The 20,138-nt window shown below is 63.7% G+C and carries 20 protein-coding genes; 12 read left to right on the forward strand and 8 right to left on the reverse strand.

Going from position 1 to position 20,138, the window contains the following annotated elements; genetic code table 11:
- The 4 genes from bioD to bioB all read right to left on the reverse strand — a co-directional run.
- Nucleotides 1-328 (reverse strand): ATP-dependent dethiobiotin synthetase BioD (bioD, locus tag BN1127_RS07070; RefSeq protein WP_042648976.1); only part of this gene is annotated, 328 nt, incomplete at its 3' end.
- Between the two features lie 87 nt (nt 329-415).
- Nucleotides 416-1,291, reverse strand: coding sequence for a methyltransferase domain-containing protein (locus tag BN1127_RS07075; RefSeq protein ID WP_042648977.1), 876 nt, complete (start codon nt 1,289-1,291; stop codon nt 416-418).
- A complete protein-coding gene (gene bioF, locus BN1127_RS07080; protein WP_042648978.1) occupies nt 1,281-2,477 on the reverse strand; it encodes an 8-amino-7-oxononanoate synthase in 1,197 nt (398 codons plus the stop codon). Before bioF ends, BN1127_RS07075 begins: the two co-directional genes overlap by 11 nt.
- The gene (gene bioB / locus BN1127_RS07085) at nt 2,474-3,562 is read right to left on the reverse strand and encodes a biotin synthase BioB (protein ID WP_042648979.1); all 1,089 of its coding nucleotides are present in this window, start codon (nt 3,560-3,562) and stop codon (nt 2,474-2,476) included. Before bioB ends, bioF begins: the two co-directional genes overlap by 4 nt.
- Before the next feature lie 191 nt (nt 3,563-3,753).
- Here bioB and bioA point away from each other — a divergent pair, with 191 nt between their 5' ends.
- Together bioA and BN1127_RS07095 are read left to right on the forward strand one after the other, a co-directional pair.
- Nucleotides 3,754-5,028: an adenosylmethionine--8-amino-7-oxononanoate transaminase gene (gene bioA / locus BN1127_RS07090; protein WP_042648980.1), complete on the forward strand. Its 1,275-nt coding sequence runs from the start codon at nt 3,754-3,756 to the stop codon at nt 5,026-5,028.
- Between the two features lie 135 nt (nt 5,029-5,163).
- Nucleotides 5,164-5,988, forward strand: coding sequence for a HAMP domain-containing protein (locus tag BN1127_RS07095; RefSeq protein ID WP_042648981.1), 825 nt, complete (start codon nt 5,164-5,166; stop codon nt 5,986-5,988).
- A 109-nt stretch (nt 5,989-6,097) separates the two neighbouring features.
- On the opposite strand, the gene BN1127_RS07100 is transcribed toward BN1127_RS07095, so the two are convergent.
- Nucleotides 6,098-6,442, reverse strand: a complete 345-nt coding sequence (locus BN1127_RS07100) for a hypothetical protein (RefSeq protein WP_005325750.1) — start codon at nt 6,440-6,442, stop codon at nt 6,098-6,100.
- A 199-nt stretch (nt 6,443-6,641) separates the two neighbouring features.
- Here BN1127_RS07100 and asnS point away from each other — a divergent pair, with 199 nt between their 5' ends.
- Complete coding sequence (asnS, locus tag BN1127_RS07105) at nt 6,642-8,042, forward strand: asparagine--tRNA ligase (RefSeq protein ID WP_041206162.1); 1,401 nt, start codon at nt 6,642-6,644, stop codon at nt 8,040-8,042.
- A gap of 72 nt (nt 8,043-8,114) precedes the next feature.
- On the opposite strand, the gene BN1127_RS07110 is transcribed toward asnS, so the two are convergent.
- From BN1127_RS07110 to BN1127_RS07120, 3 genes are all read right to left on the reverse strand, one after another.
- On the reverse strand, nt 8,115-9,119 hold the full coding sequence (locus tag BN1127_RS07110) for an NADP-dependent oxidoreductase (protein WP_231557451.1): 1,005 nt from the start codon (nt 9,117-9,119) through the stop codon (nt 8,115-8,117).
- Between the two features lie 166 nt (nt 9,120-9,285).
- Nucleotides 9,286-10,083, reverse strand: a complete 798-nt coding sequence (locus BN1127_RS07115) for an SDR family NAD(P)-dependent oxidoreductase (RefSeq protein WP_042648982.1) — start codon at nt 10,081-10,083, stop codon at nt 9,286-9,288.
- Between the two features lie 117 nt (nt 10,084-10,200).
- A complete protein-coding gene (locus BN1127_RS07120; RefSeq protein ID WP_042648983.1) occupies nt 10,201-11,292 on the reverse strand; it encodes an alkene reductase in 1,092 nt (363 codons plus the stop codon).
- 234 nt (nt 11,293-11,526) lie between these two features.
- Here BN1127_RS07120 and BN1127_RS07125 point away from each other — a divergent pair, with 234 nt between their 5' ends.
- The 9 genes from BN1127_RS07125 (at nt 11,527) to BN1127_RS07160 (ending at nt 20,101) form a co-directional block, all read left to right on the forward strand.
- Complete coding sequence (locus BN1127_RS07125; RefSeq protein ID WP_042648984.1) at nt 11,527-12,135, forward strand: TetR/AcrR family transcriptional regulator; 609 nt, start codon at nt 11,527-11,529, stop codon at nt 12,133-12,135.
- A 366-nt stretch (nt 12,136-12,501) separates the two neighbouring features.
- Nucleotides 12,502-13,845 (forward strand): anaerobic C4-dicarboxylate transporter, encoded by a 1,344-nt coding sequence (locus BN1127_RS07130; RefSeq protein WP_042648985.1) that lies wholly within the window; start codon nt 12,502-12,504, stop codon nt 13,843-13,845.
- A 163-nt stretch (nt 13,846-14,008) separates the two neighbouring features.
- Nucleotides 14,009-14,665, forward strand: coding sequence for a Dph6-related ATP pyrophosphatase (locus BN1127_RS07135; RefSeq protein WP_042648986.1), 657 nt, complete (start codon nt 14,009-14,011; stop codon nt 14,663-14,665).
- 588 nt (nt 14,666-15,253) lie between these two features.
- Nucleotides 15,254-15,568 (forward strand): hypothetical protein, encoded by a 315-nt coding sequence (locus BN1127_RS07140; RefSeq protein ID WP_042648987.1) that lies wholly within the window; start codon nt 15,254-15,256, stop codon nt 15,566-15,568.
- 199 nt (nt 15,569-15,767) lie between these two features.
- Nucleotides 15,768-16,118, forward strand: coding sequence for an ArsC family reductase (locus BN1127_RS07145; RefSeq protein WP_005325758.1), 351 nt, complete (start codon nt 15,768-15,770; stop codon nt 16,116-16,118).
- An 18-nt stretch (nt 16,119-16,136) separates the two neighbouring features.
- A complete protein-coding gene (gene dapE / locus BN1127_RS07150) occupies nt 16,137-17,264 on the forward strand; it encodes a succinyl-diaminopimelate desuccinylase (RefSeq protein ID WP_042648988.1) in 1,128 nt (375 codons plus the stop codon).
- Nucleotides 17,261-17,947: a M15 family metallopeptidase gene (locus BN1127_RS07155; protein WP_042648989.1), complete on the forward strand. Its 687-nt coding sequence runs from the start codon at nt 17,261-17,263 to the stop codon at nt 17,945-17,947. The genes dapE and BN1127_RS07155 overlap by 4 nt, the downstream gene beginning before the upstream one ends.
- A complete protein-coding gene (locus BN1127_RS21230) occupies nt 17,947-18,093 on the forward strand; it encodes a hypothetical protein (RefSeq protein WP_005325762.1) in 147 nt (48 codons plus the stop codon). Before BN1127_RS07155 ends, BN1127_RS21230 begins: the two co-directional genes overlap by 1 nt.
- Before the next feature lie 280 nt (nt 18,094-18,373).
- On the forward strand, nt 18,374-20,101 hold the full coding sequence (locus BN1127_RS07160) for a potassium/proton antiporter (RefSeq protein ID WP_005325763.1): 1,728 nt from the start codon (nt 18,374-18,376) through the stop codon (nt 20,099-20,101).
- Nucleotides 20,102-20,138: the final 37 nt, after the last annotated feature.

The raw sequence follows: 20,138 nt of genomic DNA on the forward strand, positions 1-20,138 counted from the left end.
CCGCCCGCTCAATCTCCCGCAGCCCGGCAGACAGACCCGCCAGAGGAATGCTCGCCCCCACCTCCTGCGCGGCTATGTGGGGGGCTATGGGGGGCTCGAAGGCATAGGGGTTGACCGAGTCGATGGGCAGCGGCAGGCTGGCGGCCGCTTGCAGTTGCTGAGCATCGAGGTTGCGAAACCCCTCGGGGGTGCGGGCACAGCCGGCGGAAATCGGCTTGTAGCCAGCGCAGACTATGCCCCGGGCGGCGAACGCCTGCAGCAAGGTGCGAGCGACCAGGGTCTTGCCCACGTCGGTGTCGGTGCCCGTGATGAAATAGGTTCTGACCATGATGATTCCTCAGCGCAGTTCAGGGCGCCGGTTGCGCCCTGGTATCAATGGTGAATAGCAGGGATTGTTACTGCCTTTGAATGGCTATCAACGTCGAACCAGGCGCCCGAGACAGACCTCATAGCTGGCGGCCAGCAGGCCGTCGGGCTGGCGGTGGCGCTCATAGGCTTCTCCGAGACGCCTCAGACGCTGGCGGTTGCCCAGCCCCGCGGCCCTGTCGTCATTGACCTGGCTGGCCCCTATGCCCTTGAGATCCCGCAGCAAGTCGTTGAGCTCCAGATAGGCGAGGGGCCAGGTGACAGAGGTCAGCTCAGGCGCTTGAAAACCCGCGGCGCCAATGGCCTGCTGCAACTGGGGCAGGGCGAGGAAGCGGTTGACGTGGGCGTGCCCGTCGACGGCGCCCCAGGCCTCGCGCAACTGCCAAAGCGACCCGGCCAGCAGGGTCGAGAAGAAGATCTGACCACCGGGCTTGAGCACCCGGTGGATCTCGGCAAACGCCTGGGCCGGGCGCTCGCACCACTGCAGCACCAGGCTGGAGAAGACCCAGTCCAGGCTCTGATCCGCGAAGGGGAGCGCCTCCGCATCGCCGCACACCAGCCGGGCACCGCTGCCACGCAGGGCGGCCTGCGCCAACATGCCGGGGGCGAGATCCAGCCCGTGCAACTGCTGGCAACGACCCGCCAGCGCGGGCAGGAAGAAGCCGGTACCGCAGCCCAGATCCAGCCCAGTTTCCGGTAAACCGTCAGGCAAGGAGTCGGGCAAACCACGCCGGTACACGGCAGTGTCAAGATCCAGCCCGCAAACCGTCAGTTCAGAACCGACCGGCCTGTCCGGCATCAGGTCAAGCAGCGCCTGCCCCACCTCCTGCTGGAAGCGGGCATGGGCGTCGTAGTGACGGGCGGCGGCGCCGAAGCGGCGGGCGAGCTGGGCCTTGTCGACCTGCTGGAAACGCTCATGCAACATGGGCGCCTCCTCTCTGATCACTGGATGGGCAGGGACCCAGGGCCTCGAGAAGGCTATCCACATCCTGCTCGCGGTGGGCGGCACTCAGGGTGATGCGAAGGCGCGCCGTGCCGACCGGCACAGTGGGCGGGCGAATGGCGCTCACCCAGACGCCGCGATCCCGCAACCGCTCGGCCAGTTGCAAGGCGGCGGCGCTCTCCCCCACCAGCAAGGGCTGGATCGGGGTGTTGCTTGCGCCCAGCGTCCAGCCCTGCGCCTGTGCCCCCTGCTGGAACCGGGCGATAAGGCGAACGAGGTGCGCGCGGGCTTCGTCGGCGACGCGCACCAGCTCGATACTCTTGCTCACCGCGCAGGCCTGGGCGGCGGGCATATGGGTGCTGTAGACATAGTGGCGGGCGAAGTTGACCAGATAGTCCACCAACTCGCGGCTGCCGCCCACGAAGGCGCCGGCCACCCCGAGCGCCTTGCCGAAGGTGCCCATATGAATGTGTACGCGGGCAGGAGCAACCCCTTGCGCCGCCAGGGTGCCACGCCCTTGCGGCCCCAGCACGCCGAGGCCGTGGGCATCGTCGATCATCAGCCAGTTGCCGCTCCGGGCGGCGAGTGTTGCAAGTGCAGTCCAGGGAGCCAGATCCCCATCCATGCTGAACACCCCTTCCGAAACAATCAGCCCGCGATTCGGCTCAAGCAGTCGCTCAAGGGCCGCCATATCGTTGTGGCCAAAGCGCTTCATCTTGCAGGGCAGCTGGCTGCCCATCTCCTGCAGGGAGGCGTGGTTGAGTTTGTCCTGCCACAGCAGATGCTCCTTGCCGAGCAGGGCCTTGAGCACCGCCTGATTGGCCGAGAAGCCGCAGTTGAACAGCAGTACAGCCTCCACCCCGAGCCAGTCGGCAAGGGTCTCTTCCAATTGCTGGTGGGCACGGCTGTAGCCTGTCACCAGGGGTGAGGCGCCGGCGCCCGCGCCATAACGGTCAATCCCCTCCTTGAAGGCGGCCTTGATGGCGGGATGATCGGCGAGCCCCAGGTAGTCGTTGGCAGAGAGGTTGAGGTAGTCGCGTCCCCCGACCCGGATCCGCCCGCCGCTCGCCACATCCACAGGGGTGCGTCGGCGCAGCAGGGCCGCCTGCTCACGTTCGGCCAGGGCCTCCCCCAGCGCAAAGGGACCGGTGACAACAGAGGAAGTCATGGACGGACGGCACCTGCACGGGGGCGGGTGGCGTCATAAAACATCTCGGCGGGCTCGTTCTGGCGGCTCACCTCGGCCAGCAGCTCCTCTTCCTGAACCTGATCCGGCTTCTGGGCCCGCTGGGCGGGGCGGATGCCGAGGCGCTTGAACAGCTGCATGTCGCTGTTCTCGTCCGGGTTCGGGGTGGTCAGTAGCTTGCAGCCATAGAAGATGGAGTTGGCCCCCGCCATAAAGCACATGGCCTGCATCTGCTCGTTCATCTTCTCCCGCCCGGCGGAGAGGCGCACGTGGGAGGCGGGCATCATGATGCGCGCCACCGCTATGGTGCGGATAAACTCGAACGGATCCAGATTCTCCTGGTTTTCCATGGGCGTCCCCTTCACCTTGACCAGCATGTTGATGGGCACGCTCTCCGGATGGCGCGGCAGGTTGGCCAGCGCCATCAAGAGGCCCGCCCGATCCTTTGCCTGTTCCCCCATGCCGACGATGCCGCCGGAGCAGACCTTCATGCCGGCGCCGCGCACGTGCTCCAGGGTGTCCAGGCGGTCCTGATAGGTGCGGGTGGTGATGATGTCGCCGTAGAACTCCGGCGAGGTGTCGAGGTTGTGGTTGTAGTAATCAAGCCCGGCAGCGCCCAGACGCGCCGCCTGATCCGCGGTCAGCATCCCTAGGGTCATGCAGGTCTCCATCCCCAACCCGCGCACCTCCTCGACCATGCGCAGGATATAGGGCATGTCCCTCTCTTTGGGGTTGCGCCAAGCTGCCCCCATGCAGAAGCGCGACGAGCCGTTGGCCTTGGCCTCCCGCGCCCGCTCCAGCACTTTCTCCACTTCCATCAGCCGCTCGGTCTCGAGCCCGGTGTGGTAGCGGGCACTCTGGGGACAATACTTGCAATCCTCTGGACAGGCGCCGGTCTTGATAGAGAGCAGGGTGCTCACCTGCACCTCGTTCGGGTCGAAATGGGCGCGGTGCACCGTCTGGGCCTGGAACAGCAGATCGTTGAATGGCAGGGCAAACAGGGCCTGGACCTCGGCGAGGGTCCAGTCGTGACGAAGGGCGTGGCCGCCCAGGGTGAGAGCATTCATACATGGCTTCCGGTTGTTATAAGTGGGATCCTGCGCCGCCATCCTGGGATGAAGGACCGCAAAAGCCGCCACCGGCCGACCTCCTCGCTGTGAGGACTGGCGCCAAGTGGCTGAAATTGTTGGCTAGTGTAGAGAGCACGCGTAGACTGTCAACACCGACCAGATCAAATCAATTGACAACAGAACACAAAATGACCAATCAAGAATTCGACCTGCACCACGTCTGGCACCCCTACACCTCCCTCACCCATCCCTTGCCCTGCTATGAAGTGGCCAGCGCCAAGGGGGTGACCCTCACCCTCAGCGACGGCCGTGAACTGGTGGATGGCATGAGCTCCTGGTGGGCCTGCGTCCACGGTTATCAGGTGCCGGAACTGGACGCAGCGGCGACTGCCCAGCTCGGCAAGATGTCCCACGTGATGTTTGGCGGTCTGACCCATGCACCGGCGGTGGAGCTCTGTCGCAAGCTGGTGGAGATCACCCCGGCCGGGCTGGATCGGGTGTTTCTGGCGGATTCCGGCTCGGTGGCGGTGGAGGTGGCACTCAAGATGGCCCAGCAGTACTGGCACGCCAGGGGAACGCCCCGCGCCAAATTCGTCTCCCTGCGGGGCGGCTATCACGGTGACACCTTCGGCGCCATGAGCGTCTGCGATCCGGATGGCGGCATGCACGAGCTCTACAAGGGCTTCCTGCCCGAGCACCATTTTGTCGAAGCGCCCAGCTGTCGCTTCCACGCCCAGTGGGACGAGAGCTGCGTCGTGGAGCTGGCGGAGCTGGTTGCCGATCGCCACGAAGAGATAGCCGCCATAGTGCTCGAACCCATCGTCCAGGGGGCAGGTGGCATGCGCTTCTATCACCCCCGCTACCTGCAGTGGGTGCGCGCCCTGTGCGACGAGTTCGGCCTGCTGCTCATCGCCGACGAGATCGCCACCGGCTTTGGCCGCACCGGTCAGCTGTTTGCCTGCGACTGGGCAGGGATCAGCCCCGACATCATGTGCCTGGGCAAGGCGCTCACCGGCGGCTACCTGACGCTGTCGGCCACCCTCACCACGGAGCAGGTCGCCCGTACCATCTGTGACGGGGAAGCGGGGGTCTTTATGCACGGCCCCACCTTTATGGGTAACCCGCTCGCCTGCGCGGTGGCCAACGCCTCCATCGATCTGCTGCTGGCATCACCCTGGCAAGCGCGGGTGCAGGCCATCGAGCATCAACTCAAAACCGAACTGGTGCAACTGACCCTGCACCCGGCGGTGGCGGACGTGCGGGTGCTCGGCGCCATCGGGGTGGTGGAGATGAAGGAGCGGGTGGACGTGGCGCGCATCCAACGCAAGTTCGTGTCGCTTGGGGCCTGGATCCGCCCGTTCGGCAAGCTCATCTACCTGATGCCCCCCTTCGTCATCACCCCCGAAGAGCTGCGGGTGCTGACCCATGCCATCCATGAGGCCATCGCCAGCGGTGAATTCTGAGCCTCGATGAATAGGCTCTGCATGAGAATGCAGGGCCTTTTGGCTCTTTTTCATCAGAATGTGAGCGAGACACCAAAACCCGGCTGGCGAGGAGAGTAGACTGCGCGGGTTTTACCCAACAGATGTACCTTTCCCATGCGCCTCTCCATCACTGCCAAGATCAATTTCTTCCTGCTCTTCATCTTTTCCATGGTACTGGTGTTCTCTGCGGCCTATCAGGCGGTGCGCGAGCGGGACCTCATTCTGACCCTCATCAAGGAGCAGAGCCGCGAGCAGAGCGAAGCCTATTTCGACGGCCTCAACATGCTGATGCTGACCGGCAAGATGGACGCCCGCGATACCCTGCGCGCCAAGTTTCTCGATCACGCCCACGTGGAAGATGCCCGCATAGTGCGCGGGGCGGCGGTCAACAAGCAGTACGGAGCGGGACGTGACAGCGAGGCCCCCAAGGACAGATTCGATGCCCTGGCCCTGACGGGCAAGGGTAGTCTGGAGGTGGTGCACGACGGCATCCACAGCAAGCTGGTTGTGACCCGCCCGCTGCTGGCCAGTAAGGATTTTCGCGGTACCGACTGCACCAGCTGTCACCAGGTACCGGAGAACACCGTGCTGGGGGCGGTGCGCTTTGACTACTCCCTCGACACCCTCTTTACCCGGGTAGAGCAGAACATTCTCACCTCGGCGCTCAGTCTCACCCTCATCTTCGGTCTCGGTCTGCTGCTGACGCTCTGGGTCATCCGTACCTGGATAGTCCGCCCCCTCAACCAGCTGACCCGCTCCATGGAAGAGGCCACCGATCTGCACGACTTCGGCCACCGGCTGGAAGGCGATGAAGGGGACGAGATAGGCCGGGTGGCCCTCGCCTACAACCAGATGCTCGACAGCGTGGAGCGCCAGCTCGGCAAGCGCCCCGCCCCCTCGCCACAAGACGAGAAACCGGCGGATCACGCCAGGCAGTAAAACAGCAGGCTGGCGACCAGGATCAGCAACAGGCTGAACAGATTGATGTGCCGCGCATCCTCTGCGCCTGCGCTCCAGTGCTCTCGTCACAGGACGAGAAACCGGCGGATCACGCCAGATAGTAAAGCAGCAGGCTGGCGGCCAGGATCAGCAGCAGGATGAACAGATTGACGTGCAGCGCATCCTCTTGCCGTCGGCTGCGCCTGCGCTCCAGCATCAGCACCACCAGGGTCAGCAGGCAGCAACCCCAGAGCCCGTGCACCAGCCAGGGGGTGAGGGCGGGATCCCACTCCTGGCGCACCTTGACCCCGCCATAGACCAGAAAGCCGTAGGCCGTCTGCGGCCTGGCGAAGTGGTAAAGGGAGAGCAGGACGATAAAGCCGCTCCAGCAGAGGATCACCAGCCCCTGGAGAACCCGTATCCAGCCATCCGGCCCCCGTCTGCGTTCCTTCACTCTCACCCCCTGCCCAACCGACCGGATCCATGCAAGATTCATGGGGAAAACCCCGCAAGGGTCCGACATTTTTGCTTGTTTATCAAACCCGCGCGGGTAAGATTGACGGCTTAGTCTGCCATGGTGGGCCACTCATGCCCGGGCCAGACCCCTAGTGTTGCAAATAGCGCTGCAAGAACAAGCTGGAGACAATATTTCGATGACGCACGCATCCGTAGTAGATGTGCTGACCGGTAAGTATGCGGTTGGCACCACCCAGACAGTGAAAGGGTGGATCCGGACCCGCCGCGATTCCAAGGCGGGGATCTCATTTTTGGCCATATCCGATGGCTCCTGTTTCCATCCGGTACAGGCCGTCGTTCCCAATACCCTGGCCAATTACGAGAATGAAGTGCTGCGTCTGACCACCGCCTGCTCAGTGGAAGTGACCGGTGTGGTCGTGGCTTCCCAGGGCAGCGGCCAGGCCTTCGAGCTGCAGGCCTCCGACGTCAAGGTAGTGGGCTGGGTCGAAGATCCGGACACCTACCCCATGTCTGCCAAGCGCCACAGCATCGAATACCTGCGCGAGCAGGGTCACCTGCGTGCCCGTACCAACGTGGTCGGCGCCGTGACCCGGGTACGCAACTGCCTGGCCCAGGCCATTCACCGCTTCTTCCACGAAGAAGGCTATCTGTGGATCGCCGCTCCCCTCATCACCGCCTCCGACACCGAAGGCGCTGGCGAGATGTTCCGCGTCTCCACCCTTGACATGGAAAACCTGCCGCGCACGCCCGAAGGCAAGGTAGATTACGACAAGGACTTCTTCGGCAAGGAGACCTTCCTGACCGTCTCCGGTCAGCTCAACGTCGAGACCTATGCCTGCGCCCTGTCCAAGGTCTACACCTTCGGCCCGACCTTCCGCGCCGAAAACTCCAACACCAGTCGCCATCTGGCCGAGTTCTGGATGGTGGAGCCGGAAATCGCCTTCGCCGATCTGGAAGATAACGCCGCCCTGGCCGAAGCCATGCTGAAGTACGTCTTCAATGCCGTGCTGACCGAGCGCCGCGACGATCTGGAGTTCTTCACCCAGCACATCGACAAGGACGCCATTGACCGTCTGGAGCGCTTCGTCGCCTCCGACTTCGCCCAGATCGACTACACCGACGCCATCGAAGTGCTGAAGAACTGCGGCAAGAAGTTCGAGTTCCCGGTCTCCTGGGGTATCGATCTCTCCTCCGAGCACGAGCGCTATCTGGCCGAGGAGCATTTCAAGTCTCCTGTGGTGGTGAAGAACTACCCGAAAGACATCAAGGCCTTCTACATGCGCCTCAACGACGACGGCAAGACCGTCGCCGCCATGGACGTGCTGGCCCCGGGGATCGGCGAGATCATCGGTGGCTCCCAGCGTGAGGAGCGTCTCGAGGTGCTGGATGCCCGTCTGGCCGAGATGGGCCTGAACAAGGAAGATTACTGGTGGTATCGCGATCTGCGTCGCTACGGCACAGTGCCGCACTCCGGCTTCGGCCTGGGCTTCGAGCGCCTGGTGGTCTATGTGACCGGCATGGGCAACGTGCGCGACGTCATCCCCTTCCCGCGTACCCCGCGCACCGCTGAGTTCTAATCGCGGACAGCACGCGAATCGCAAAAGCCGACCCAAGGGTCGGCTTTTTTGTTCTTTGCCGTCGCTCTGCACCTACGCCAGGCTGACGACGACCTTGCCCTTTGCGCGACCGGTCGCCAGATAGGCGAGCGCCTCGCCAACCTGTTCAAACGGAAAGACCTTGTCGATGACGGGTCTGAGCTTGCCCTCGTCCAGCAGTGCAGCAATCCGGGTCGGCTGGGCACCATCCGGGCGCACGAACATCATGCCGTAGGTGAGGCCCCGTTGCCGGGCAAGACGGTGGATCTTCCAGCTCATTAGGCCAAACAGGGCGGTCATGATGATGTTCATGTTTCTCGCCCGCGCAAAGGCCGCATCCGGCGGGCCGACCAGCGACAGGACCCGCCCCCCTGGCTGGAGGATCGACAACGACCGCTCGATCGCGTCGCCCCGCAAGGTCCCCAGCACCAGATCATAACCCTGCAATAGCGCATCGAACGCCTGCCGTTTGTAGTCGATCACCACCTCGGCCCCCAGCTGCCCTACCCACTCGGCGTTCGCCGTGCTGGTGGAGGTCGCGACCAAGGCCCCCAGGCGCCTGGCCAGCTGAATGGCAAAGGAGCCTATGCCACCGGATCCCGCGGGAATAAACACCCTCTGGCCCGGCGCGAGTGGGGCCTGCTCGGTGAAGGCCTGCCAGGCGGTCAGCGCCACCATGGGAATAGACGCCGCCTGAACGAAGTCGAGGCTGGCCGGTTTGAGGGCCGCCGCATGTTCAGGCACCACAACACATTGCGCCAGGGCGCCGCGCCCCAGATCGAAGAGGTTGGCATAGACGGCATCCCCCGGCCGAAACCGCGTCACCCGGCTGCCGACCTCCACCACCACACCGGCCAGATCGCTGCCGAGCACGGCGGGCAGCTCGAACTTGAGCAGGGGTTTGAAGGTGCCCTGCGGGATCATGTTGTCGATGGGATTGAGACCGACGGCATGCACCTTGACCAGGATCTCATCCGGCCCCACGGTCGGGTGCGGCAGTTCAGCAAACTCGGGCCGCGCCGAGCGACCATAGCGTTTGAACACAAAGGCTTTCATCATCTTGCTACCGGGAAACATGATGCGGCCGAACCAGGCAAAGCCCCTGTCCAATCCAGGGCACCCGCACAGATTCGGCGCGCATCATCAAACGGAAAAGGGCGACGGCCTGAGTGATGAATGTCGGGTTGGTATATCTTCCAACAGACCGTCGGTGTGGTTGCCCAGATCAGTGGTCTTGCGGCGCCACCTGATAACGCTCGGCGGCGTGCGCCTGCCGAAGGTCGGAGAGCAGCGCCTTGCGCGCGCCATCGAGCTCATCCCAGCGGCTGGCCTCATGCAGCGGCGGTATGGTGACGGCTTCACGGCGATCGAAACCGACCAGGGCTGCGTCCACCAGCTCCTCCACCTCCATCAACTCAGGCAAGCTGTCGGGATCGATGCCGGTACGGGCCCAGATATCGGTTCTCGTGGCGGCAGGGAGAACCGCCTGCACATAGACCCCTTTCGGAGAGAGCTCCAGGCTCATCCCCTGGGACAGGAACAGCACGAAGGCCTTGGTCGCACCATAGATGGTTGTACCAAACTCGGGTGCGAGCCCGACCACTGAGCCGATGTTGACGATGGCACCCTCGCCGGCTTGCACCAGTCGCGGCGCAATCGCGACGGCCAGGCGCGCCAGCGCCGTGGTGTTCAGGGCCAGCAGTTGTTCGACGCTGCTGGCGGTCTGTGCGAGGAAGTGACCCACCTGACCCGCCCCCGCGTTGTTGATCAGGATGCCGATGCTGGCATCATCCCGTAGCCGGGCCTCCACGGCGGTCAGCTCCCGGGGTTGGGTGAGGTCGGCGGGCAGGATGTCGACGGCGACGCCGTACGCCTGGCGCAGGCGGCTGGCCAGCGCCGTCAGCCGCGCCTCGTCGCGGGCGACGAGCACCAGATCGTGGCCGCGCCGGGCGAAGCGGTCGGCATAGGTGGTGCCAATGCCGCTGGAGGCACCTGTGATAAGCACTCTGGGTTTAATGGTCATGATGTCATTCTCTCTGTGATCGTATTGAACCGGGATGGATGTCGCGCCAGGCACTCAACGGCCGATGGCGCTGTGTCGACAGGGGGACCTGCTATGACGCCCCCTGCCCATGTACGTTTACTCGCTGGCACCCGCCAGGGCCGGGTAGTCGATGTAGCCCTCGGCGCCGCCGCCATAGAGGGTCTCGGGTTTGAGCGCGGCGAGCGGGGCGCCCTGCTGCAGGCGCTCGACCAGATCCGGATTGCTGATAAAGGGGCGACCGAAGGCAAACAGGTCCGCCTTGCCCTGGGCCAGAGCACTGCTGGCCAGCGTCAGTTCATAACCGTTATTGGCCAGATAGCTCTGCTTGAAGCGCCGGCGCAGGGAGGCGAAGTCGAAAGGGGCGACATCCCGGGGGCCGCCGGTGGCCCCCTCGATCACGTGCAGGTAGACGACGCCCAACGCACTGAGCCGCTCGGCGAGATAGTCGTACTGCGGCTGGGGATCGCTGCAGGAGATGCCATTGGCCGGTGAGACGGGGGAGATCCTGACCCCGGTGCGATCGGCTCCAATCTCCTTGGCCACGGCGGCGGTGACCTCGAGCAACAGCCGCGCGCGGTTCTCGATGGAGCCGCCATAGCCGTCGGTACGCAGGTTGGCCCCATCCTTGAGGAACTGCTCCAGCAGATAGCCGTTGGCACCGTGGATCTCGACCCCGTCGAAGCCCGCCGCCATGGCATTGGCAGCTGCCTGACGAAAATCGTCGACGATGCCGGGAAGCTCCTCCAGTGCCAATGCACGGGGCATGGACACCTCGACGAACTCATTGTTGACGAAGGTCTTGGTCTGGGCGCGAAGGGCCGAAGGGGCCACCGGCGCCGCGCCGTGAGGTTGCAGCGTGACGTGGGAGACACGGCCGACGTGCCACAACTGCACGAAAATACGACCTCCCCTGGCATGCACCGCATCGGTCACCTTGCGCCAGCCCGCAATCTGCGCCGCCGTGTAGAGGCCGGGGGTATCCTGATAGCCCTGCGCCTGGGCCGAGACCTGGGTCGCCTCGGCGATCAGCAGACCCGCCGTGGCCCGCTGGCTGTAATAGGTGGCGGCATGCTCGCTCGGGACCAGGCCGGGGCCGGCACGGTTGCGGGTGAGCGGCGCCATCACGATGCGGTTGGCGAGGGTGATAGGGCCAAGGGAATAGGCCTCGAAGAGTCTCTTGTCTGTCATGGCGTGCCTCTGTCGTGTGAAACATGGGTCTGGGAAGGAAGGTAGTCTGTATCCCGACATGGCGCCGCCCTGCTCGGGGGCTGCAAGGGTCCATCGAGGGTCAGGGCGTTCAACCCCTTCCCGGGGTCTGCGCATTAAAGATGACGATCATAATCTTTTCAGTCAAGCATTTTGATGATGACCAACATCAATGTATAGTGATCACCACTTCCATGATTCAGAGGACGACCGGGTATGAGGGTCACCAAGGCACAGGCTCAGACAAACCGGGCACACATAGTCGCCACCGCAGCCAAGCTGTTTCGCGAACGGGGTTACGATGGCGTGGGAGTGGCGGATCTGATGGGGGCGGCCGGCTTCACTCACGGCGGTTTCTACAAGCACTTCCCCGCCAAGGCGGATCTGATGGCGGAGGCCGCCACCTGCGGCTTTGAACAAAGCGTGGAGAAGACCAGCGCCCTTGATGCCCCCGAGTTTGTCAGGCACTACCTGTCCAGGGAACACCGCGATGCCCCGGGGGATGGCTGCATCATGGCCGCACTGTGCGCCGATGCGGCGCGGCAACCGGCCCAGGTCAAGGTCGCCTTCGAAGCCGGCATTGAAGCGATGCTGGCGCGTACAGGGAGTCTGCGCGACACGCCGGATACAGAGAACACCCAGGCCCATCGCGCCAAGAGGATAGCGCTGATGGCACAGATGATAGGGGCCATCATGCTGTCACGGGCCTGTCCGGATGAATCGCCACTGGCCGATGAGATCCTGGATGCCTGCCGAACAACCCTGCTGTCACAGACTGCCTCTTCCGAAGACCCGACTACCACCGAGTCAAACCGGGACGCTTGAGCCGCCCCGTCAGACTCGCAGGTCATGGCCTCCCCGGCCTGCGACACCCCCTCCTCGACCCCTGCCGACTACTGACAGGGGCGATGCCCTTGCATATCACACTGATCCTCGAATAAATCCCTCACCTTATTCACCTGCCTGTCCTCCCTCAGCGCCCCTGCGCAAGGCCTTACCCGTAGTTTTTATGCACTTAAATCGGAAAAGGGTCGGTTATTGAACCACCTCAATTTTTTACCTCTTTAGGGGTGGCAGAATACCCACTAACCCTTTAGGGGCAAATAATGACAGATTAGGGGCAAATAATGACAGATGCTCCCGGGCCCCTGGGCCAGTGCGGACATGGATTCAATCACACGAGGTAATGGAATGATCTTGATGGAATTTTTGGTGGTGCTCGGTTGCTTGCTGCTGGGTACCCGCTTTGGGGGCATGGGACTGGGTCTCATCAGCGGCATAGGTCTGTTCCTGCTGACCTTCGTGTTCGGGCTGACCCCGGGTGAGCCACCGGTGCAGGTGATGCTGACCATACTGGCGGTGATCGGTTGCGCCGCCACCCTGCAGACCGCCGGCGGTCTCAACCTGATGATGCAGGTGGCCGAGCGCCTGCTGCGCCGTCACCCGCAATACATCACCATACTGGCGCCGCTCACCACCTGGACCCTCACCTTCCTGTGCGGTACCGGCCACGTGGTCTACACCATGTTCCCCATCATCGCTGACATCGCGCTGCAGAAGAACATACGTCCCGAGCGGCCGATGGCGGTGGCGTCTGTCGCCTCCCAGATGGCCATCTGTGCCTCCCCGGTCTCGGTGGCCGTGGTCTCCATGGTCTCCATCCTGGCGGCCGGTCACGGCATAGGTCAGGCCTACGGCCTGCTGGACATCCTGATGATCGCCATCCCCTCCTCCCTGACCGGCGTGATCATGGCGGCCCTGTGGAGCCTGCGTCGCGGCAAGGATCTGGACCAGGACCAGGAGTTCCAGGCCAAGATCAAGGATCCTGAGCAACGCGCCTTCATCTATGGCGGCGGCGAGACCCTGCTCAACACCAAGTTCCCGAAAGAAGCCTACTGGTCGACCTGGATCTTCTTCGCCGCCATCGCCGCCGTGGTGGTGCTGGGGGCCAACGAAGGGCTGAGACCCGTGTTCGAGATCAAGGGCAAGGCTGGCCCGCTCTCCATGAACCTGGTGATCCAGATGATGATGCTGATCGCCGGCGCCATCATACTGATGCGCTGCAAGGTCAAGCCGGGTGACATCTCCAACGGTGCGGTGTTCAAGGCCGGCATGGTCGCCATCTTCTCCGTGTTCGGAGTCGCCTGGATGAGTGAGACCTTCTTCCAGGCTCACATGCCGCTGCTCAAGGAGTCGCTGGCCCACGTGGTACAGGCCCAGCCCTGGACCTACGCCCTGGTGCTGTTCCTCATCTCCAAGCTGGTGAACAGCCAGGCCGCCGCCCTGACCGCCATCGCCCCCATGGGCCTGGCACTGGGGGTGGAGCCGAAGCTGCTGATCGCCTTCCTGCCGGCCAGCTACGGTTACTTCGTGCTGCCGACCTACCCGAGCGATCTGGCCTGTATCGGTTTCGACCGCTCCGGTACCACCCGCATCGGCAAGTTCATCATCAACCACAGCTTCATCATTCCGGGGCTGATCGGGGTCAGCAGCTCCTGCGCCCTGGGGTATGTGCTGACCACCATCTTGCTGTAATCCCAACGGCGTTCGACACGCTCTTGCCTGACAGGCCCCCGCATGGGGGCCTGTTCTTTTCTCCCTCCTTCTCTCTCTCCCGGCGATTTCCCGCCGCTGCGGCTTTGCCAAGGGCTCGCCAGCTGGGTAGCATGTCCCCTCTTTCACCATTGGAATCAAACCCATGTCTCGCGTCATCGCACTCTGGAGTGGCGGCAAAGATGCCATGCTGGCGCTCTGCCATGCCCGCGCCGCGGGCCATCAGGTGGTGGCACTGGCCACCTTTGCTCCCCCTGCGCCCCGTTTTCTCGCTCACCCCTTGCCGCTGGTGCGCCGCCAGGCGGCGGCCCTCGGGCTGCCCCATCTGCTGGTCACCATAGAGGCGCCGTTCGAGCAGAGCTATAAGACTGCGCTGAGCCGCTTGCAGCAGGAGTGGGCACTCGACGGTGTGGTGACTGGCGATATCGACAGCGTGGGGGGCGCGCCAAACTGGATCCGCGAGCGTTGCCAGCCGCTTGGGCTCACCGTCTACACCCCGCTCTGGCAGCAATCTCGCCAAGCCTTGCTGGCGGATATGCTGGCCCGCGGCATCGTCGCCCACCTCTCCTGTGTCGATACCCGGGTGCTGGCGCCGGAATGGGCCGGGCGAGTGCTGGATGCAGCCACCCTGACCGAGTTGCAGCAACTGGCCGAGCGCGAGGGCTTCGATGCCTGCGGCGAGCAGGGGGAGTACCACACCATGGTGACCGACGGCCCGGGCTTTGCCGCCCCGCTGCACCTCGATGGCTGGCAGGTGGCGCGCCAAGATCATCTGGCCTACCTGGCAGAAGATGAGGGATAACAAAACCACGCCATGGGACCGGATCGCTACAGGGCACGCTAAACAAGCGAGATAACACAACGGGAGGCAATGCCTCCCGTCTTGATCGGGTTGGACCCGTTTCCCACGAAGCAAGCAAGACGCCAGCTTATTTCAACAGCCTGATCAGCACCCTCTGCAGCAGGTCGATGCTCTTCAGCAGCAGACATACAGCGCCCGAGTGGAACTCGCCCGGCATCCAGCGCCGGTATCGCTTGCGGGCGGTAATCCTTGACGATACCGCAGGCCACGACCATCGGCACGAGCAAGACAAACAAGAGTACCAGGGCAGGCTCCCGGCAAGACTATCGAGAAACGTGATCCAGTGGTTGACCTCTCCTTCCCCCTTGTTTTCCATCTAAAAAGTGGTTTTTCCGAATCTTATCCGTATTAAACTCCAAATAAATCATCTAAAACAGTTCTTCAATCCAGCTCCAACGCACTAGAATGCCGGGCATGGCATCCTGGGCAAGAACCTCCACTTTTTTTGCGTTGGATCAACGCCCGTCAGGGGTGAACTGGCCAAGATGCCCGTCGACACAAAGCGATCATTTCGCACCGGAGAGAGTTATGACAAGCCAAGCCACCGCAGGGACTTCACCCTGCGACTACCAGCTGTGGGACATCCTCGTCGAGTCTGCAAAGGAACGCACCACCATTCGTTATTCCAAACTGGCCAGGCAGGCCGGGCTGGAACAGTGCCAGGATGAGCTGCGCACCCTGCTGCAACGCATCCGCATGTACTGTACCGAAAACGACCTGCCGATCCTCTCCGCCATCGTGGTGGATGACGTGGGCAAATACACCGGCCTCTCCTCCAGCCTGCCGGATGCGCCCTGGGAACGGGCCCGGGTCTTCGATCACGCATGGACCGCACTGCACTGATAGCCCCCCTTCCTCCAAAACGCGCCCATCGGCGCGTTTTGGCTATCTGGCCCTCGCGCTTTCTTCCCCTCCCAGCTGGTAAAACCAGCCAGCCCGGCCATGAGCGTTGCCATGGCTGGGCCACAATGCCAGAATCGGGCCCTTGCATGACTTCACGTTCGGATTTCAGGGCCCCAGGCCCGCAGATATAGGATCTCCCATGGCCACCACCCTCTATGGCATCAAGAACTGCGACACCATCAAGAAGGCCCGCAAGTGGCTGGACGAGGCTGGCATCGACTATCGCTTCCATGACCACAGGGTCGACGGCCTCGAGCCTGCCCGGCTGGACGGCTGGCTGGATCAGCTTGGCTGGGAAGCCCTGCTCAACACCCGTGGCACCACCTTCCGTGCCCTGCCGGAGGAGGCCAAACAGGGGCTCGACACCACCAAGGCCCGTGCCCTGCTGCTGGAGCACCCCGCCATGATCAAACGCCCGCTGCTGGACCGCGATGGCGAGCTGACCCTGGGCTTCAAGGCAGACCACTACCAATCCCTCTTCTCTCGTTAAATTTTTTAAGGAACGCCGATGTCGGATGTCATCGCACTGGCCAAGGATCTGATCCGCCGCCCCTCAGTTACCCCGCTGGACGAAGGGTGCCAGACCCTGATGGCGGAGCGTCTCGCACGCCTGGGGTTCGTCATCGAACCCATGGTGTTTGAAGACACCACCAACCTCTGGGCCCGCCGTGGCAGCGAGGGGCCGCTGTTCTGCTTCGCCGGCCACACCGACGTGGTGCCCGCCGGCCCGCTGGAGAAGTGGCACACCCCGCCGTTCGAGCCGACCATCAAGGATGGCATGCTCTATGGCCGCGGCGCCGCCGACATGAAGGGATCGCTGGCCGCCATGGTGGTGGCCACCGAGCGCTTCGTGGCCGAGCATCCGGACCATAAGGGCTCCATCGCCTTCCTCATCACCTCCGATGAAGAGGGGCCCTTCATCAACGGCACTGTGCGCGTCATCGATACCCTGGAGGCGCGCAACGAGAAGATCCGCTGGTGCATCGTCGGCGAGCCCTCCTCCACCAACCTGGTGGGGGACGTGGTGAAGAACGGACGCCGTGGCTCCATCACCGGCGATCTGCTGGTGCGCGGGGTGCAGGGCCACGTGGCTTACCCTCATCTGGCGGACAACCCCATCCACAAGGCGGCGCCTGCATTGACCGAACTGGCGGCGACGGTCTGGGATCAGGGCAACGCCTACTTCCCCCCCACCAGCTTCCAGATCGCCAACATCCAGGCTGGCACCGGCGCCTCCAACGTCATCCCGGGCGAGCTGCACGTCCAGTTCAACTTCCGTTTCAGTACCGAGCTCACCGATCTCGATATCCGCGAGCGGGTCGAGGCGCTGCTGGACCGCCACGGATTGGACTTTGAACTGAAGTGGACCCTCTCCGGTCAGCCCTTCCTGACCGATACCGGCGCCCTGCTGGAGGCCACCGTTGCCGCCGTGGCCGCGGTCAACGGTCAGCAACCTGCCCTGCTCACCACGGGGGGAACGTCCGATGGACGCTTTATCGCCCCCACCGGCGCAGAAGTCATCGAGCTGGGTCCCGTCAACGCCACCATCCACAAGGTGAACGAGTGCGTGAAGGCGGATGACCTGGATCTGCTGGCGGACATGTACCAAGGGGTGCTGGAGCACTTGCTGGCATGACCCAGGATCAACTGCTTGGGCTCGACGAGAGCCACCTCATCCTGGTGGGGCGCGGGCCCCATCGCCTGACCGCCGCCACGGCGGCGGCCTTCAACGACATGCAGGTGGCGGCGGCCCATGAAGGGTTCAACCTGCAGGCGGCCTCCAGCTGGCGCGGCTTCGAGCGCCAGCTCGCCATCTGGAATGGCAAGTGGCGCGGGGAGCGACCGCTGCTGGATGCGGACAACCAGCCGCTGGATGCGCTGCAGCTCGATGATATGGAGCGGCTGCACGCCATCCTGCGCTGGAGCGCCCTGCCGGGCACCAGTCGCCACCACTGGGGCACGGATCTCGACATCTATGACCCCGACAGTCTGCCCGTCGGCACCCGGCTGGCACTGGAGCCCTGGGAATATGAGGCGGGAGGCTGGTTTGCCGACCTTGGCGAGTGGCTCGGGGATCACATGACCGACTTCGGCTTCTTCCTGCCCTATGCCAAACCGCTGGACGCGGCTCAGGGAGTCGCCTACGAGCCCTGGCACATCAGCTTCGCACCGGAATCCGGCGAACAGCGGCTGGATCCGGATGCGCTGGCGCTTTGCCTGCAACAGGCGGATATTGAAGGCAAGGAGTGCATACTGGCCCATCTCGACGAGATCCTGGCCCGTTATGTCACCGCCGGTCACACCGAAAGGAGAATCTGATGAGTCTGTGGTTATGGATAGGCCTGCCGCTGCTGTTTTTGCTCGGGCTGTTTCTCAATGCCATCAAGGACATGAAACAGCTCGAAAAGCAGTTGCCGAAATACAGGGACAAGATCCGGGAAGTCAAGGACGACGAGGACGACTGACCTCCCCCGCAGGAGCACTATGGCGCTCCCGCGACCCTATTCTGGCCCCTTGCCGGGGTCGGTTCCCACCTGCTGACGACGCGACGCCCGTCCCCTGAAAAATGACATCGATTGCCACTCATTCCCCCTCTTTTTTGCCCCCCTTCCGCCCTGCGACAACTGCTTAAAAACGGCACAACAACCGTAAAAAACTGCAAATCGATGCACAATTAAGCCACACAAAGGGGGGCAATCTGCATATAATGTGCCTGTTTTGCCGACCGCAATAAGGAGTTCGCCATTGGATGCCACCACCATCAACAGTTTCTTTTTTATCGGTGCCTTGTTGGTGGGAGCCAGTGTCCTGTTGAGCACGCTCTCGTCCCGGGTCGGTATCCCCATCCTGGTCATCTTCCTCGCCGTCGGCATGCTGGCCGGTGAGGATGGTCCCGGCGGCATCCACTTCGCCGACTACTCGGTCGCCTACCTGGTGGGCAACCTGGCGCTGGCCATCATCCTGCTCGACGGCGGCATGCGCACTCGGGTCTCCTCGTTTCGGGTGGCGCTCTGGCCCGCGCTGTCGCTGGCCACGGTCGGGGTGGCCATCACCACCGGCCTCACGGGGCTCGCCGCCGCCTGGCTGTTTGATCTCAACCTGATGCAGGGGATGCTGATCGGTGCCATCGTCGGCTCCACCGATGCGGCGGCGGTGTTCTCCCTGCTCGGCGGGCGCAGCCTCAACGAGCGGGTCAGCGCCACCCTGGAGATAGAGTCGGGCAGCAACGATCCCATGGCGGTGTTTCTCACCGTCACCCTGATCGAGGTACTGGCCACCGCCCAGCAGGGGCTGGACGCCGGCTTCCTGCTGCTGCAACTCGTCAAGCAGTTTGGCCTCGGCGCCGGCATCGGCCTCTGTGGGGGCTGGCTGCTTTGGAAACTCATCAACACGGCACGCCTGGCCCCCGGGCTCTACCCGCTGCTCACCGTCAGCGGCGGCCTGCTGATCTTCGCCCTCACCACGGCGGTGGGGGGCAGCGGCATCCTCGCCATCTACCTCACCGGCCTGTTGCTTGGCAACCTCTCCCTGCGCAGCCGCAGCACCACCTTGTCGGTGCTGGACGGTCTGACCTGGCTGAGCCAGATCGGCATGTTCCTGGTGCTGGGGCTGCTCGCCTCCCCCCACAAGCTGCTGCCCATCGCCGTGCCGGCGCTGGCGCTGGCCATGTGGATGATCCTGTTTGCCCGCCCGGTGTCGGTGTGGATCGGGCTGCTGCCGTTCAAGAACTTCGCCCCCCGGGAGCGCTGGTTCATCTCCTGGGTCGGCTTGCGCGGCGCCGTGCCCATCATACTGGCGGTCTTCCCCATGATGGCGGGGCTGCCCAACGCCCAGCTCTACTTCAATGTCGCCTTCTTCGTGGTGCTGGTCTCCCTCATCCTGCAGGGCAGCTCGCTGCCGCTGGCCTCCCGGCTGGCACGGGTGGAGGTCCCGGCACCGCCGTCCCCCATCAATCGCTCCGGGCTCGAGATCGATCTCGACAGCCAGTGGGAGACCTTCGTCTATCGCCTGAGCGCCGAGAAGTGGTGCATCGGCTCGCCGCTGCGGGAGCTGCGCATGCCGGAAGGCACCCGCATCTGCGCCCTGTTCCGCGGCCGGGAGCTGCTGCACCCCTCGGGCAGTACCTGCCTGCAGTCGGACGACATCCTCTGCGTCATCGGCCACGAGCGCGATCTCCCTGCCCTCGGCCAGCTGTTCAGCCAGGCGCCGGAACAGGATCTCGGCCCACGCTTCTTCGGTGACTTCCTGCTGGAGGCCACCGCCAGGCTGGTGGATCTCGCCCCGCTCTACGGACTGGATGTGAGCGAGGTGGCGGATCAGACTCTCGGCGATTTCATTGCCCATCAGTTGGGCGATAATCTGGTGGTGGGTGACCACGTCGCCTGGCAGGGCCTGCTCTGGACGGTGGCGGAGATGGAAGAGGGCGAGCCTCGCAAGATAGGGGTGCGCTTCCTGGAAGAAGATCCGGTCTAGGACGCCAACCGGACCCTGTTCAATACACATACTCGGC

The sequence above is a fragment of the Aeromonas media genome (assembly GCF_000819985.1).
In the GTDB taxonomy this organism is placed as follows: Bacteria; Pseudomonadota; Gammaproteobacteria; order Enterobacterales; family Aeromonadaceae; genus Aeromonas; species Aeromonas media.

Bases quoted from the DNA above. Each gene is read 5' to 3' on its own strand.
- BN1127_RS07125 (WP_042648984.1), top strand. From the start codon at position 11,527: ATGAGGGTCACCAAGGCACAGGCTCAGACAAACCGGGCACACATAGTC.
- bioB (WP_042648979.1), bottom strand. From the start codon at position 3,562: ATGAATGCTCTCACCCTGGGCGGCCACGCCCTTCGTCACGACTGGACC.
- BN1127_RS21230 (WP_005325762.1), top strand. From the start codon at position 17,947: ATGAGTCTGTGGTTATGGATAGGCCTGCCGCTGCTGTTTTTGCTCGGG.
- BN1127_RS07145 (WP_005325758.1), top strand. From the start codon at position 15,768: ATGGCCACCACCCTCTATGGCATCAAGAACTGCGACACCATCAAGAAG.
- BN1127_RS07095 (WP_042648981.1), top strand. From the start codon at position 5,164: ATGCGCCTCTCCATCACTGCCAAGATCAATTTCTTCCTGCTCTTCATC.
- bioA (WP_042648980.1), top strand. From the start codon at position 3,754: ATGACCAATCAAGAATTCGACCTGCACCACGTCTGGCACCCCTACACC.
- BN1127_RS07130 (WP_042648985.1), top strand. From the start codon at position 12,502: ATGATCTTGATGGAATTTTTGGTGGTGCTCGGTTGCTTGCTGCTGGGT.
- BN1127_RS07115 (WP_042648982.1), bottom strand. From the start codon at position 10,083: ATGACCATTAAACCCAGAGTGCTTATCACAGGTGCCTCCAGCGGCATT.
- BN1127_RS07155 (WP_042648989.1), top strand. From the start codon at position 17,261: ATGACCCAGGATCAACTGCTTGGGCTCGACGAGAGCCACCTCATCCTG.
- BN1127_RS07110 (WP_231557451.1), bottom strand. From the start codon at position 9,119: ATGATGAAAGCCTTTGTGTTCAAACGCTATGGTCGCTCGGCGCGGCCC.
- BN1127_RS07140 (WP_042648987.1), top strand. From the start codon at position 15,254: ATGACAAGCCAAGCCACCGCAGGGACTTCACCCTGCGACTACCAGCTG.
- BN1127_RS07075 (WP_042648977.1), bottom strand. From the start codon at position 1,291: ATGTTGCATGAGCGTTTCCAGCAGGTCGACAAGGCCCAGCTCGCCCGC.
- BN1127_RS07120 (WP_042648983.1), bottom strand. From the start codon at position 11,292: ATGACAGACAAGAGACTCTTCGAGGCCTATTCCCTTGGCCCTATCACC.
- dapE (WP_042648988.1), top strand. From the start codon at position 16,137: ATGTCGGATGTCATCGCACTGGCCAAGGATCTGATCCGCCGCCCCTCA.
- bioF (WP_042648978.1), bottom strand. From the start codon at position 2,477: ATGACTTCCTCTGTTGTCACCGGTCCCTTTGCGCTGGGGGAGGCCCTG.
- asnS (WP_041206162.1), top strand. From the start codon at position 6,642: ATGACGCACGCATCCGTAGTAGATGTGCTGACCGGTAAGTATGCGGTT.
- BN1127_RS07135 (WP_042648986.1), top strand. From the start codon at position 14,009: ATGTCTCGCGTCATCGCACTCTGGAGTGGCGGCAAAGATGCCATGCTG.